At 68.9% G+C, this 14,072-nt stretch carries 14 protein-coding genes; 6 read left to right on the forward strand and 8 right to left on the reverse strand.

Annotation, left to right across the window (positions count from 1 at the left end):
* The first annotated feature begins 8 nt into the window (after positions 1–8).
* Genes ispD through rlmB form a run of 4 tightly spaced genes read left to right on the forward strand, consistent with a single transcriptional unit; the run spans position 9 to position 3,533 of the window.
* A complete protein-coding gene (ispD, locus tag G6N32_RS02475; RefSeq protein ID WP_115317511.1) occupies positions 9–671 on the forward strand; it encodes a 2-C-methyl-D-erythritol 4-phosphate cytidylyltransferase in 663 nt (220 codons plus the stop codon).
* Positions 668–1,159 (forward strand): 2-C-methyl-D-erythritol 2,4-cyclodiphosphate synthase, encoded by a 492-nt coding sequence (gene ispF / locus G6N32_RS02480; protein ID WP_115317510.1) that lies wholly within the window; start codon positions 668–670, stop codon positions 1,157–1,159. Before ispD ends, ispF begins: the two co-directional genes overlap by 4 nt.
* Positions 1,160–1,187: 28 nt before the next feature.
* Complete coding sequence (gene cysS, locus G6N32_RS02485; RefSeq protein WP_115317509.1) at positions 1,188–2,591, forward strand: cysteine--tRNA ligase; 1,404 nt, start codon at positions 1,188–1,190, stop codon at positions 2,589–2,591.
* Positions 2,592–3,533, forward strand: coding sequence for a 23S rRNA (guanosine(2251)-2'-O)-methyltransferase RlmB (gene rlmB / locus G6N32_RS02490; RefSeq protein WP_115317508.1), 942 nt, complete (start codon positions 2,592–2,594; stop codon positions 3,531–3,533). It abuts the gene before it with no gap.
* Between the two features lie 2 nt (positions 3,534–3,535).
* Here the strand turns inward: rlmB and G6N32_RS02495 are convergent, their stop codons facing one another.
* From G6N32_RS02495 to G6N32_RS02520, 6 genes are read right to left on the reverse strand one after another with little or no spacing between them, the layout of a single operon-like run.
* Positions 3,536–4,771: an SLC13 family permease gene (locus G6N32_RS02495; RefSeq protein WP_163789519.1), complete on the reverse strand. Its 1,236-nt coding sequence runs from the start codon at positions 4,769–4,771 to the stop codon at positions 3,536–3,538.
* A gap of 10 nt (positions 4,772–4,781) precedes the next feature.
* The gene (locus G6N32_RS02500; protein WP_115318877.1) at positions 4,782–5,702 is read right to left on the reverse strand and encodes an MBL fold metallo-hydrolase; all 921 of its coding nucleotides are present in this window, start codon (positions 5,700–5,702) and stop codon (positions 4,782–4,784) included.
* Positions 5,702–6,460, reverse strand: a complete 759-nt coding sequence (locus G6N32_RS02505; protein WP_115317506.1) for a LamB/YcsF family protein — start codon at positions 6,458–6,460, stop codon at positions 5,702–5,704. Before G6N32_RS02505 ends, G6N32_RS02500 begins: the two co-directional genes overlap by 1 nt.
* Positions 6,461–6,489: 29 nt before the next feature.
* Entirely contained in the window at positions 6,490–7,356 is an 867-nt protein-coding gene (locus tag G6N32_RS02510; protein ID WP_115317505.1) for a metal ABC transporter permease, read from the reverse strand.
* Positions 7,349–8,161, reverse strand: a complete 813-nt coding sequence (locus G6N32_RS02515) for a metal ABC transporter ATP-binding protein (protein ID WP_115317504.1) — start codon at positions 8,159–8,161, stop codon at positions 7,349–7,351. The genes G6N32_RS02510 and G6N32_RS02515 overlap by 8 nt, the downstream gene beginning before the upstream one ends.
* Before the next feature lie 9 nt (positions 8,162–8,170).
* The gene (locus G6N32_RS02520) at positions 8,171–9,064 is read right to left on the reverse strand and encodes a metal ABC transporter solute-binding protein, Zn/Mn family (protein ID WP_115318876.1); all 894 of its coding nucleotides are present in this window, start codon (positions 9,062–9,064) and stop codon (positions 8,171–8,173) included.
* 134 nt (positions 9,065–9,198) lie between these two features.
* Between G6N32_RS02520 and G6N32_RS02525 the strand changes: the two genes are divergently transcribed.
* Positions 9,199–10,299: an Rv3575c family transcriptional regulator gene (locus tag G6N32_RS02525; RefSeq protein WP_115317503.1), complete on the forward strand. Its 1,101-nt coding sequence runs from the start codon at positions 9,199–9,201 to the stop codon at positions 10,297–10,299.
* On the opposite strand, the gene otsB is transcribed toward G6N32_RS02525, so the two are convergent.
* Together otsB and kstR are read right to left on the reverse strand one after the other, a co-directional pair.
* Positions 10,296–11,054: a trehalose-phosphatase gene (gene otsB, locus G6N32_RS02530; RefSeq protein ID WP_115318875.1), complete on the reverse strand. Its 759-nt coding sequence runs from the start codon at positions 11,052–11,054 to the stop codon at positions 10,296–10,298. The genes G6N32_RS02525 and otsB overlap by 4 nt on opposite strands.
* A 21-nt stretch (positions 11,055–11,075) precedes the next feature.
* Positions 11,076–11,741, reverse strand: a complete 666-nt coding sequence (gene kstR / locus G6N32_RS02535; RefSeq protein ID WP_115317502.1) for a cholesterol catabolism transcriptional regulator KstR — start codon at positions 11,739–11,741, stop codon at positions 11,076–11,078.
* Between the two features lie 208 nt (positions 11,742–11,949).
* Between kstR and G6N32_RS02540 the strand changes: the two genes are divergently transcribed.
* A complete protein-coding gene (locus G6N32_RS02540) occupies positions 11,950–14,055 on the forward strand; it encodes an acyl-CoA dehydrogenase family protein (RefSeq protein ID WP_115317501.1) in 2,106 nt (701 codons plus the stop codon).
* Positions 14,056–14,072: the final 17 nt, after the last annotated feature.

The following is a 14,072-nucleotide window of genomic DNA, read 5'->3' on the forward strand; positions in this document are numbered from 1 at the left end:
GGGGTTAGGTGTCGGACACGGTCGCGGTCGTCACGGCCGCCGGTTCCGGTGAACGGCTAGGCGCAGGAATCCCGAAAGCTTTCGTGGATCTCGGCGGCCGAACCATGCTCGAACGCGCGGTCGAGGGACTGCTGGGCTCCGGCGTGGTCGACCGGGTGGTCGTCGCCGCGCCTGCCGAGCGGGTTGACGAGACCAAAGTGCTGCTCGATGGCCGTGCCACGGTCGTCGCCGGCGGTCCGGAGCGTCCCGAAACCGTGCGACGGGCGCTGGCCGCCGTCGGTGACCCCGAGTTCGTTCTCGTACACGACGCGGCCCGGCCACTGACGCCGGTCGAGCAGATTCAGCGGGTGGTCGCCGCCCTGCGCGACGGCCTCCGAGCGGTCATCCCGGTGCTGCCGGTCACCGACACAATCAAGGCCGTCGACGCCAACGGCGTCGTTCTCGGCACACCCGAGCGGTCCGGGCTGCGTGCTGTCCAAACCCCTCAGGGCTTCGAAACCGCACTGCTGCGCCGCGCCTACGAGCGCGCGGGCGGCGCCTCGGTCACCGACGACGCCTCGCTGGTCGAATACCTGGGCACCCCGGTGCACACCGTGCCTGGCGACCCGATGGCATTCAAGGTCACCACGCCGCTTGATCTCCAATTGGCCCGAGCCCTGCTGGCCGCATGACGATTCCGCGCATTGGGCTGGGTAGCGACGTCCACCCGATCGAATCCGGCCGGCCCTGTTGGCTGCTGGGCCTGTTGTTCGACGGTGCCGACGGCTGCTCCGGCCACTCCGATGGGGACGTCGCCGTCCATGCGCTCTGCGACGCTCTGCTCTCGGCGGCGGGCCTCGGCGATCTCGGAACGGTGTTCGGCGTGGACCAACCGCAGTGGCGCGGTGTCACCGGTGCCCGCATGCTCGAACACGTCCGCGAGCTGCTCGACGCCGCAGGCTTCACCGTTGGCAACGCCGTCGTCCAGGTAATCGCCAACCGGCCCAAGATCGGCCCGCGCCGTGAAGAGGCCCAACGCCTGCTGACCGGCCTGCTGGGCGCGCCGGTGTCGGTCTCGGCGACCACCACCGACGGACTCGGGCTGACCGGGCGCGGGGAGGGCATGGCGGCCATCGCCACCGCGTTGGTGGTGGCCGGGTCTGCCTCGATGCCTGACTGAGCCGTTCAGGCCGGTAAGCTGGCGCGTCGTGACCGGCACCCTGCGACTCCACGACACCTACAGCGGTGCCGTGCGCGATTTCGCGCCGATCCGTCCCGGCCATGCCTCGATCTATCTCTGTGGTGCCACCGTGCAGGGCTTGCCGCACATCGGCCACGTCCGCAGCGGGGTCGCTTTCGACGTGCTGCGCCGCTGGCTGATGGCCAAGGGTTTCGACGTCGCGTTCATTCGGAACGTCACCGACATCGACGACAAGATCCTCAACAAGGCCGCCGACGCAGGCCGGCCGTGGTGGGAATGGGCGGCCACCCACGAGCGGGCGTTCTCGGCGGCCTATGACGCCCTTGGTGTGCTGCCGCCGTCGGCCGAGCCGCGCGCTACGGGCCACATCACCCAGATCGTCGAGCTCATCGAGCGTCTGGTCGACACCGGCCACGCCTACACCGGCGCGGGTGACGTCTACTTCGACGTACAGAGCTTCCCGGAGTACGGCAAGCTCTCCGGGCACAAGGTCGACGACGTGCATCAGGGCGAGGGTGTGGCGACCGGTAAGCGCGACCAGCGCGACTTCACCCTGTGGAAGGGCGCCAAACCCGGCGAGCCCTCCTGGCCGACGCCGTGGGGAGCGGGCCGCCCGGGCTGGCACTCCGAATGCGTGGCGATGGCCCACGAATACCTCGGTGCTGAATTCGATATTCACTGCGGCGGAATGGATCTGGTTTTCCCGCACCACGAGAACGAGATCGCGCAGGCGCGTGCCGCCGGCGACGGCTTCGCCCGGTACTGGCTGCACAACGGCTGGGTCACCATGGGCGGCGAGAAGATGAGCAAGTCGCTGGGCAACGTCCTGTCGATTCCCGCTGTGCTGCAACGGGTTCGGCCCGCCGAACTGCGCTACTACCTGGGCAGCGCGCATTACCGGTCGATGCTGGAATTCTCCGAGAACGCCCTGCAGGATGCGGTCAAGGCCTACACCGGAATCGAAGAGTTCCTGCACCGGGTGCGGACTCGCGTCGGCATCGTGGTGCCCAGCACCTGGACCGAGAAGTTCGGCGCAGCACTCGACGACGACCTCGCCGTACCCGCCGCCCTGGCCGAGGTGCATGCCGCCCGCGCCGACGGCAACCGTGCGCTGGAATCCGGCGATCATGAGACCGCGCTGGCGAAGGCGCGGGAAATCCGTTCGATGATGGGGATTCTCGGGTGCGACCCGCTCGACGAGCGCTGGGAGACCCGCGACGAGACGTCGGCGGCCCTGGCTGCGGTCGACGTGTTGGTGCGCGCCGAGCTGAACCGCCGGGACGGGGCCCGCCAGACCCGCGATTGGGCTCTGGCCGATGAGATTCGAGATCGGCTCAAGGAAGCCGGCATCGAGGTGACCGATACTGCCGACGGACCGCAGTGGGCGCTACGCGACGAAGGCGGCAAGTAGATGGCGGGAAACTCCAAGCGGCGCGGTGCGATTCGCAAGGAAGGCACCAAGAAGGGCCCGACCGTGGGTTCCGGCGGTCAGCGCCGCCGCGGTCTGGAAGGGCGCGGTGCGACTCCGCCGGCGAGTGCTCGGACCGGGCATCCGGCGGCCAGACGCGCCGCCACCGCCGACAAGCGGGCGCGCCAGTATTCGAAACCCACCGACGAGACCGAGATGGTGCTGGGTCGCAACCCGGTGCTGGAGTGCCTGCGTGCGCACGCGCCGGCGACAGCTCTGTATGTGGCGCTGGGCGCGGAAGCCGACGAGCGGCTGACGGAGTCGGTCACGCTGGCCGCGGATCGCGGCATCGCGATTCTCGAGGTGCCACGCCACGATCTGGACCGGATGAGCTCCAACGGTTTACACCAGGGTATTGCCCTGCAGGTGCCGCCTTACAATTACGCACACCCCGACGATCTGCTGGCCGCGGCCACGTCCGACCATGAGCCGGCGCTTCTGGTCGCGCTGGACAACATCTCCGACCCGCGCAACCTCGGCGCGATCATTAGGTCGGTGGCCGCCTTCGCGGGCCACGGTGTGCTGATCCCGCAGCGGCGCTCCGCGTCGGTGACGGCGGTCGCGTGGCGCACCAGCGCCGGTGCTGCCGCCCGCGTGCGCGTTGCACGGGCCACGAATCTCACTCGCACGCTGAAGGATTGGGCTGACGCGGGTGTCCAGGTGGTCGGGCTCGATGCCGAAGGCGACACGACGCTCGACGAACTCGACGGCTCTGGTCCGCTGGTGCTCGTGGTCGGCTCGGAGGGCAAGGGACTTTCGCGACTGGTACGCCAGAATTGCGATGCGGTGGTGTCGATTCCGATGGCCGGCCCGACCGAATCGTTGAACGCATCGGTGGCAGCCGGTGTGGTGCTGGCCGAGATCGCCCGTCAGCGCCGCCGGTAGCGCTATACCCCGATCAGCTGCACACCGGCCCACAACGTCAGCACCGCCACCAGCAGGCAGGCCGGAACCGTGGCCAGACCCAGCCAGGTGAACTCCCGCACGCTGGTCGGCTCGCCCTGCTGGTGCAACACCCTGCGCCACAACAGATTGGCCAGCGACCCGGCGTAGGTCAGGTTGGGCCCGATGTTCACGCCGATCAGTACGGCGAGCACCGCGGCCGGACCGCTGCCTGCGACCAGTGGGAGCAGCACAAGTACCGCGGGCAGGTTGTTCACGACATTGGACAGCAGTGCCGCCACCGTCGCGATCCCGAGCAGCGCCAATAGGCTGCCGCCCGAGGGCAGCAGGTCCGCGGCAGCGGTGTCGAGACCGTTGACCATGACGGCTTTGACGACAACCGCCAGCGCCAGCACGAACAGCAGGAATGGCACGTTCAGCGAGTGCACGATCCCGCCGATCGTGCTGCGCCCCTGCGCCAGTGAGCGCACACCGAGTATCACCGCGCCCGCCAGTGCCGCCCAGGCCGGCGACAGGCCGGCGAACGAGGTCACCGCGAACCCGACCAGCGTCAGGGCCAGCACCACGAGGACGAACACCGGCCGGTCCGGCTGCGGGGGTGGGCTTTCGGGCGGCACGTCGGTCAGATCGCGCCGAAACGCCAGCCGCAGCACCAGGTATTCGACGGCGATCGCCGCGAGCCACGGCGCGGTCATCAGCGCGCTGAACCGGGTGAACGTCAGACCGGCGGCGCTGAACGCCAGCAGGTTGGTCAGGTTGGACACCGGCAGTAACAAGGATGCCGAATTGGACAGGTGCGCAGTCGCATACAGGTGTGGGCGCGGCGGCACTTTCAGCGTGCGCGCGGTGGCCAGCACCACCGGGGTCAGCAGCACGACGGTGGCGTCCAGGCTCAGCACCGCGGTGGTGGCCGCCGCGATCAGGAACACCTGACCCAGCAGTCGCCGCGGTTTCCCGGCGGTGCCACGTGCCATCCAGGTGCCCGCCGCCTGGAACAGCCCCTCGTCGTCGCACAACTTGGCCAGCACCAGTATCGCGGCCAGGAAGGCGACCACCGGAAGCATCCGGCCCGCCTCGTCGGCCGCATCGTGGGTCGACACCGCACCGATCGCGATGACCAGCGCGGCGGCAGGAACGGCCGCCCAGGCCTCCGACCAGCCCATCGGCCGGGCGATGGCGAAGACGAGGACGACCACCAGGGCCAGCAGGGCGACGATCAGCACGGCGCGATCAGGCCCACGGGTCTTCGCGTTGCCACACCGTCGGCAGATGCAGCGCGACGCCGTCACGCTCGGCCAGGCCCGACAGCACCCGCATGGTGACGTCCAGATCGTCACCGGCATACGGCAACGCGACCAGTTGCTCGGTGAGCGGGCGGAAGAAGTCGTCCCAGTGGATCAGCACGGCGCGCTGCGCCCCGACCGCCCTGACCGTCTGCTCCCAGTACTGCTCGATGTAGGCCCGGGGTTGAACACCGAGCTGGCCGACACCCAGATAGACGATGTCGGCGCGCCGGCCGTCGAGGGCGCCGGGCAGGAAGCCTGCGCTGCCTTGGATGAGCAGCCGCCGATCGCTGGGTGCGTGGTGGATCAGGGTCGACCACGCCTCGCCGCAGCGGAACGCCGATGCCTTCACCGGCGGCACGACCGGTGCGGTGATCGTGCCGGGGAAGCGGTCCGGCGGGCAGTGGTGCGACTCGATGAGTGTCACCGCGAACGGGCCGAGTGTCAGCTCTTCGCCCGAAGCCGCGATGACAATCTGATCATCCGAAAGACGGTATCCCCGAGCAATATTCGCCGCCGACTCGCCGCCGATCAGCCGGGCGCCGGTACGGGCCGCGACGACGGCGGAGTCCATGGCGTGATCGTAGTGGGTGTGCACCGGCAGCACCGCGGCCAGCCGGTTGATGTTGGCGCGGGTCAGGCAGTAGTCGATCCGCGATGCCGACGGCGTCAACCGCCGCAGCCCGACATCCAGCATCGGCGGGCGGGAGAAGAAGCCGTCGGTCAGCAGCGCCGAGGTGCCATCGTCGACCAGCAGCGTCGACACCCCCAGCCAGGTGACCGACAGCGCGGCGTCCCGGTGGGCCTCGGGGACGTCGAAGCGGTCGCGGTACCGGCCGATATCGGGCCTGCCGAGTTTGAGCCGCATCAGGTGAACGCCGCCACGTCGATTCCGTCGCGCAGCAGGCGATCGCGGACCGCGGTCGCGATCTGCACAGCACCCGGCGAATCGCCGTGCACGCAAATCGATTCCACTCGTATATCGATCGTCGATCCGTCGACGGCAGATACCTGGCCGCTGTGCACCATCCGCGAAACCCGATCGGCGATCCGCTCCGGATCGTGCAGCACCGCGCCGTGCTCCCGGCGGGAAACCAGCGCGCCGTCTGGGCGGTACGCACGGTCGGCGAACGCCTCGGCGACGGTGCGTAAGCCGAGTCGTTCGGCTTCTTCGAAGAACACCGAACCGGCCAGGCTCAGCACCGGCAGACCGGGGTCGACGGCATGCACCGCCTCGGCGACCGCCCGGGCCTGCTCGCGATGAGTGATGATCGTGTTGTACAGCGCGCCATGGGGTTTGACGTATCCGACGTCCGTTCCCGCGGAGCGGGCGAGTGCCTGTAAGGCGCCGATCTGGTAGATCACCTCGGCGGTGAGTTCGGCCGGTTCGACGTCGATGAAGCGGCGACCGAACCCGGCGAGGTCGAGATAGCTCACCTGGGCGCCGATCCGCACCCCGCGCTCGGCGGCGGCGCGGCTGGTGCGGGCCAGCCCGGCCGGGTTCCCTGCATGGAACCCGCACGCCACGTTGGCACTTGTGACGACGTCGAGCATGGCGGCGTCGTCGCCGAGTTCCCACACCCCGAAGCCTTCGCCGAGGTCTGCGTTCAGGTCGACCGACGTCACGGGACCAGCCTAACCAGCCGCCAGGTGGATCAAGCCGCGGCGGGATCCACCTGGCGTCGGCTGACGGCCCAACACACCAGATAGATCACGAACGAGATCGTCGTGACGAACACCGACACCGGAACTCCGGGCGCCAGCGACAGCACGATGCCGACCACCGCGGACAGTTCGGCGAAGATCACCGATGCCGCGATCACCGCGGCCGGCGAGCTGAACACCCGGGCCGCGGCGGCTGCCGGCGTGATGAGCAATGACATCACCAGCAGCGCTCCGACGATCTGCACCCCTTGGGCGGCGACCACACCGACCAGCGCGGCGAACACGATGCCCAGCATGCGCACCGGAACGCCGCGTGCCGCAGCCACTTCGGGGTCGGCGGTGGCGAACAGCAGCGGCCGGTAACTGAAGGCCAGCACGCCGACCACCAACACGGTCACCGCGATCAGCAGCGTCAGTCCCGAGTAGCCGACGCCGACGATCTGCCCGGTCAGCAGCGCGAAGCTGGTGCCAGCCCGGCCCGGATACAGGTGGATGAACAGCACGGCCAGGCCGAGCCCGAAGGCCAGCACCACGCCGATCGCCGAATCACGCTCGCGGGCCCGCTGTCCGAGGATGCCGAACAGCACCGCGGCCAGTGCGCTGCCCACCAGCGCCCCCAACCCGACGTTGAACCCGACCAGCAATGCGAAGGCCGCGCCGGTCAGCGACAGCTCGCTGGACCCGTGCACGGCGAACGACATCTGGCGCATCACGATGAACGGCCCGATCAGCCCGGCCACCAACGCCAGCAGCGCGGCGGCGATCAGGGCCTGCTGGACGAAGCCGCGGCCCAGCAGGTCGGCGGTGATGTCGAAGGCGAACAAATGATCCAGCACGTCTGCCAAGCGGTCATTCATGGGTGTGCCCATGGGTGTGGCCGGAGTGATCGAGGTGTTCGCCGACCACGACGTAGCGGTCGCCGACCTGCACGACCTGGATATCGGCCTGGTAGAGCTCCGAGAGAGTCTCCGAGGTCATCACCTCGGCCACGGTGCCGATCCGGAACCGGCCGTTGACCAGATAGAGCACCCGGTCGACATAGGGGACCACCGGGTTGATCTCGTGCGTCACGAACATCACTGCGGTACCGGACCTGCGACGCCGGTCGATGAGCTGGGCGACCAGCCGGGCGCTGGCCGGATCCAGGTTGAGCAGGGGCTCGTCGCACAACAGCAGCACCGGATCACTGGCCAGTGCCTGCGCGATGCGCACCCGCTGCAGCTCGCCGCCCGACATCACCCCGACCGGAACCTTGGCCAACTTGAGCGCCTGGACCTCTGTCAAGGCCCGCTCGACGACGGAGTTCCGGTGCTGGCGCTCCTTTGGTGACAGCGGCCCGATGCCCCAGTGGTGGCCGTCCACCCCGAGGCGGACTAGGTCGCGGCCGCGCAGGCTCAGGCCCCGGTCGACCGAGCGGTGCTGAGGCACGTATCCGATCCGCTCGCTGCCCGCCTCGATCGGCCCGCCCTCGATGGTGGCCGTGCCCGCGCTGAGCTCCAGCTGGCCCAGGAGCACCTTGAACAGTGACGTCTTCCCGGTGCCGTTGGGGCCGAGGATGGCGATGAACTCACCGGGGGCCACCTTCAGATCGAGGTGGTCCCAGAGCACCCGGTCCCCGAAAGCCAGCCGAGCACCGGACAAGCAGACGACCTCGGTACTCACAAGCAGTGATTATCGGTTCTGCTGCAACGCGGTGGTCAACCGGTCGGCGGTATCGCGCTGCCAGGTCAGGTAGTCCTTGCCGTCGGGCAGCGTCTCGGTGACGCTGACGACGGGCACACCAGCGCTCTGAGCGGCCGCCTGGACCTGCTTGGTGACCTCGGTGATGGTCTGTTCGTTGAACACCACGGCGGCGATCTGGCGGGACTTGATGAGGTCCAGCATGGCCGCGACGTCGACCGGGGCGGGGTCGGTGTCTTGCTCGACGGCGCTGGCGAATCCGGCCGGGGTCTTGTCCGTCAGACCGGCGGCCACCAGGAGATAGTGCGCAACGGGTTCGGTTGCCACCACCGCGGCGCCCGGGTGAGTGGTGCGGATGGCGTTCTCGGTCTGCGCGATCGCATCGGCCTTGCGGTTGAAGGTCTCGGCGTTGGACTTGTAGTCCGCGGCGTGCTGCGGGTCGTCCTGGGCGAGTTTGTCGGCGATCGAGCTGGCCACCGCCCGCGCGGTGGCCAGGTCGTAGAAGACGTGCTCGTTGGCCGGCTGGGATTCGCCCGGGGGCGGCTTCAGCAGCGAGTACGCGTTGACCGACGCCACGCCCTTGTGACCGGCCAGGACGTCGTCGACCCAGTGGTCGTAGCCGCCGCCGTTGTAGACCACCAGCGACGCGTCCGCGATGTCGGCTGCATTCGAGGGGCTGGCCTCGAACGAGTGCGGGTCGGCGGAGGCGCTGGTGATGATCGAGGTGACCTTGGCGTGGTCGCCTGCGACCGCCTGCGCGACGCTGCCCCAGACGTCGGTGGACGCCACCACGGTGGGTGTCTGTGCGGCCGGGGCGCCGCCCGGGGACTTGTCGCCGCCACATGCGGTGAGACCGGCCGCCAGCGCCAACGCCGACAAACCCATGACCGCGCGGATCGCAGTACTGCGCACGAGCACTCCTCTGACTGAGTCAACCTAATACAAATGAAAACCGTTTCCAATAACCATAGGGCATCGGTACCGCTCGTGCGCAACTCGATGCGCTAGCCTCACGGAGCATGTCCCGAAGTCCCGCGCCGCGGCGGCGGGCAACCCTGGCCTCATTGGCCGCTGAACTCAAGGTTTCGCGGACCACGATCTCGAATGCGTACAACCGGCCCGATCAGTTGTCGGCCGATCTGCGGGAACGGGTACTGGCCACCGCGAAGCGGCTGGGATACGCCGGCCCGGACCCGGTGGCCCGGTCGCTGCGCACCCGAAAAGCCGGCGCGGTCGGTCTGGTGATCGCCGAGCCGTTGACCTACGCATTCAGTGATCCCGCCGCATTGAATTTCGTTGCCGGACTCGCCGAATCGTGCGAAGAGGCCGGGCAGGGCCTGCTGCTGGTCGCGGTCGGACCGGATCGCAGCGTTTCGGACGGCACGAATTCCGTTCTGGCAGCAGGGGTCGACGGATTCGTCGTCTATGCCGCGGCAGACGACGACCCCTACCTGCAGACCGTGCTGCAGCGCCACGTGCCGATCGTGGTCGTCGACCAGCCCGCGAATGTCCCGGGCGCATCCCGGGTCTGCATCGACGACCGGGCTGCCATGCGTGAGCTGGCCGACTATGTCGTAGGCCTCGGGCATCGCGAAATCGGTTTGCTGACCATGCGATTGGGCAACGAGCGGCGCATCGGCGACCAGGCGGCGGGCGTCGTGAGTGCAGATCGCCTGAGGGACTCGCGCTTTCACGTCCAGACCGAGCGGATCGGCGGGGTGTGCGATGCGATGGCCGGTGCCGGACTCGAGCCGGCCACCCTGACCATCGTGGAGAGCTGCGAGCACCGGCCGGCGTCCGGGGCGGCGGCCGCCGAACTGGCGCTACAGACGAACCCGCGGATCACCGCGTTGATGTGCACCGCCGACGTACTGGCCATCTCGGCGATGGATTATCTACGCGCCAAAGGGATTTACGTTCCCGGCCAGATGACGGTCACCGGATTCGACGGCATCCCCGAGGCCTTGAGCCGGGGGCTGACCACGGTGTCGCAGCCCAGCCTGGAGAAGGGCAAGCGGGCCGGTCGGCTGCTACACAACCCCCCTCGCGACGGCTTGCCGGTGATCGATGTGCTGCCCACCGAAGTGGTGCGGGGGCGAACGGCGGGCCCGCCGGTCTAACCCCGCCGGGCGCGAACCAGATACTCCAGTGCGGTCGCGACGTCGTCGGGGGAGTCGACGCGGTAGCGGGCCAGGGTCTGGCCCGGACCGACCTTCACCCCGACGTCGCCGTCGGTGAGCCGCTGGAACCCTTTCTCGTCGGTGACGTCGTCGCCGAAGAACACCACCGCAGTCGCGTCGAGCTGTTCGCGCAGCTGCTCGAGCGCGGCACCCTTGTCGGTGTCGATGACGGCGAACTCGCGAACTGCTTTGCCTTCGGTGATGTGAATATCCCAGTCCCGCACCGCGTTCAGCGCATCGTCGAGCGCCTCCTGGGCGTCCTCGGGGACCGCGTTGCGCACGTGGAATGCCACGCTCACCGGCTTGGTCTCGATGGTCGCGCCCGGGTAGCGCTGCGCCACGGCAGCCATCGTCTGCTCGAGCTCGGCCAGCCGCGCCCTCGCGGCGTCATCGATCGCGTCGAGGAAATCGGCATCGAACTCCGCGCCGTGGCTGCCCACCAAATGCACCTCAGCGGGCGCGCCGGACAGTACTTTCAGGTCGCGAAGCGCACGTCCGGAGATCAGCGCCGCACTGGTGGACTGCAATCTCGCCAGTGCGGCAAGTGCGTCGGCCGCGGCAGGCAGGGGGCGGGCGTCGGCCGGGTTGGACACGATCGGCGCGACGGTGCCGTCGAAGTCGGATGCCACCAACAACTGTGGGACCCGCGCGACCTCGCTCAGCGCGCGATGCAGATCCTCTCCGGAGACGGGCACAGGGTCCTCGGGCACGGGTTCCTAGGACTCGCCGTCGTCGCCGATCAGCAGCCGCACCGCGAGATCGAGACGTTTGCTGACGTCGGTCGCCGAGGCTCGGCGGGTCAGCCAGGCCAGCAGGTTGGACAGCCACACATCGGAGATCACGCGGGCGATGTGGTACTGGTCTTCGGTCGGTTCGCCGTCGCTCATGGCTCGGGCGAACATGCTGTCGATGATCTTCTCGACGTGATCAACTTCACCTGCGGCGGAGGCGTCGGCGAACACGTATGCCCGCGTCATCGCCTCCGTGAGAAGCGGGTTGCGCTGCATGGCCCGGTTCAGCTTGCTCACCATGAAGTTGAGCCGCTGGAACGGTGAGCCGCCGGCCACCGCGGTCCGGTCGGTCTTGGCGTCGATGCGCTCGAACTCGCGGGCCAGCGCCGACACCAGCAGGTGCACCTTCGACGGGAAGTAGCGGTAGAGCGTGCCGACCGCCACGTCGGCACGGTCGGCCACCGCGCGCATCTGCACGGCCTCGTATCCGCCCTTCGAGGCGATCGCCATGGTTGCGTCGAGGATGCGCTTGCGGCGTTCGCGCTGAGCCTCGGATCCGAGCTCTGATTCGGCGAGGACCGACACCGGTAGCACCTCACGTGGCTGCGAACCCGCACCGCCGGCCGTCGATTTCTGCGCTGGCGATGACATGGGTTGGCTAGCTCCTTCCAAGGCTGTTCCGGGAGAAACGATACGCATCGCTACACTGCTTCGCGCACTTCTGTTTCCCCCAGGACGGCCGCGTGTCCTGCTGCGATGCCGGTCGACTTGACTGTTGATCGCTGGCACTATTAGAACACGTTCTAGTGGGCCGAGAAGTTTTTCAGCGCCCGTTCTTTGTGACCTTTAGGAGCCGCGGGTGTCTGCGACCATCACCGACGAACAGTTTGCCGCCCGCGAGTTGGTCCGCAGCTGGGCGGCCTCCTCCGGCGCTCTTGCCGCTGTTCGCGACGTCGACCACGGCACACCCGACGCCTGGCGCCCGGTGTACCGAGCGCTCGCCGAGCTGGGGCTGTTCGGAGTCGCGGTGGCCGAGGAGGCGGGTGGTGCCGGCGGTTCCATCCAGGATTTGTGCGCCATGGTCGAGGAGGCGGCGCGGGCGCTGATCCCCGGACCGGTGGCGACGACGGCGGTCGCCACGCTGGTGATCTCCGATCCCGAGCTGCTCGAGGCGCTGGCTTCCGGTGAGACCTCGGCGGGTCTGGCGCTGGCTGCCGACCTGCGCAAAGACGGTGATCAGGTGTCCGGCACCGCCGACTATGTGCTCGGCGCTGACAGCTCGGGCGTGCTGCTCCTGCCGGTAGGTGACGAGGTCGTCATTGTCGACGCCGGGGCCGACGGGGTTTCGGTCGAGCTGCTGGCGGCCACCGACTTCTCCCGGCCCCTGGGCCGGGTGACGCTGAATTCGGTTCTCGCCACCACGCTGGCGGTCTCGCGGCGCCGGTTCGAGGACCTGGCCGCCACCGTGCTGGCGGGCGAGACCGCGGGCATCGCCCGCTGGACGCTGGACACCGCCGTGGACTACGCCAAGGTGCGTGAGCAGTTCGGCAAGCCGATCGGCAGCTTCCAGGCCATCAAGCACATGTGCGCCGAGATGCTCTTGCGCTCCCAGCAGGCTGCGGTCGCGGCGGCCGACGCCGCCGTCGCAGCTGCCGGTGAGGATGCTCAGCAGCTGTCCATCGCCGCCGCCATCGCCGCCGCGATCGGTATCGAGGCGGCCACGGCCAACGCCAAGGACTGCATCCAGGTGCTCGGCGGCATCGGCATCACCTGGGAACATGACGCCCACCTCTACCTGCGTCGCGCCTACAGCATCGGCCAGATCCTCGGTGGCCGGCCGGCGTGGCTGCGCCGGGTCGCCGCGCTGACGCTGGACGGGGTGCGCCGCGAGTTGCACATCGACCTGGACTCCGTCGCGCACCTGCAGCCCGACATCGCCGCTGCGGTCGCCGAGGTGGCCAAGCTCCCCGCGGACCAGCGTCAGCCCGCGCTGGCCGACACCGGTCTGCTCGCCCCGCACTGGCCCAAGCCCTACGGCCGGGAGGCCTCGCCCGCCGAGCAGCTGCTCATCGACTCCGAAATGGCCAAGGCCGATGTGCAGCGCCCTGATCTGGTGATCGGCTGGTGGGCGGTGCCGACGATCCTGGAGGGCGGCACGCCCGAGCAGATCGAGCGGTTCGTGCCGGCCACTCTGCGCGGCGAGATCATCTGGTGCCAGCTGTTCAGCGAGCCCGGCGCCGGGTCGGACCTGGCTGCCCTGCGCACCAAAGCTGTTCGCGCCGAAGGTGGTTGGAAGCTCACCGGCCAGAAGGTGTGGACATCTGCCGCGCAGAAGGCGCACTGGGGAGTCTGCCTGGCCCGCACCGACCCCGACGCTCCGAAGCACAAGGGCATCACGTACTTCCTGATCGACATGCGCTCGCCCGGCATCGTGGTGCGGCCGCTGCGGGAGATCACCGGCGACGAGCTCTTCAACGAGGTCTTCTTCGACGACGTCTTCGTACCCGACGACATGGTGGTCGGCACCGTCAACGACGGCTGGCGGCTGGCCCGCACCACGCTGGCCAACGAGCGGGTCGCGATGGCGCAGGGCACCGCGCTGGGCAATCCGGTGGAGGAGATGCTGCGCTCGGTCGCCGCGCGTGAACTGGACACCGCGCTGCAGGACCAGACGGCCAAGCTGATCCTGTCGGCACAGGCGGGCTCGCTGCTCGATCAGCGCATCGCGCAGCTGGCGGTCGGCGGACAGGACACCAGCGCAGAAGCCAGCGCGCGCAAGCTGATCGGTGTTCGGCACCGTCAGGCGCTGGCCGAGTTCCGCCAGGAGCTGTCCGATTCGGGTGGCCTCACCGTCGACGGATTCGTGCACGACTTCCTCAACACCCGGTGCCTCACGATCGCCGGTGGCACCGAGCAGATCCTGCTCACCATGGCCGGCGAGCGGCTGCTGGGGCTGCCGCGCTAGCGAGCATCTCGCGAGTG

The sequence above is a fragment of the Mycolicibacterium aichiense genome, from assembly GCF_010726245.1.
In the GTDB taxonomy this organism is placed as follows: domain Bacteria; phylum Actinomycetota; class Actinomycetes; order Mycobacteriales; family Mycobacteriaceae; genus Mycobacterium; species Mycobacterium aichiense.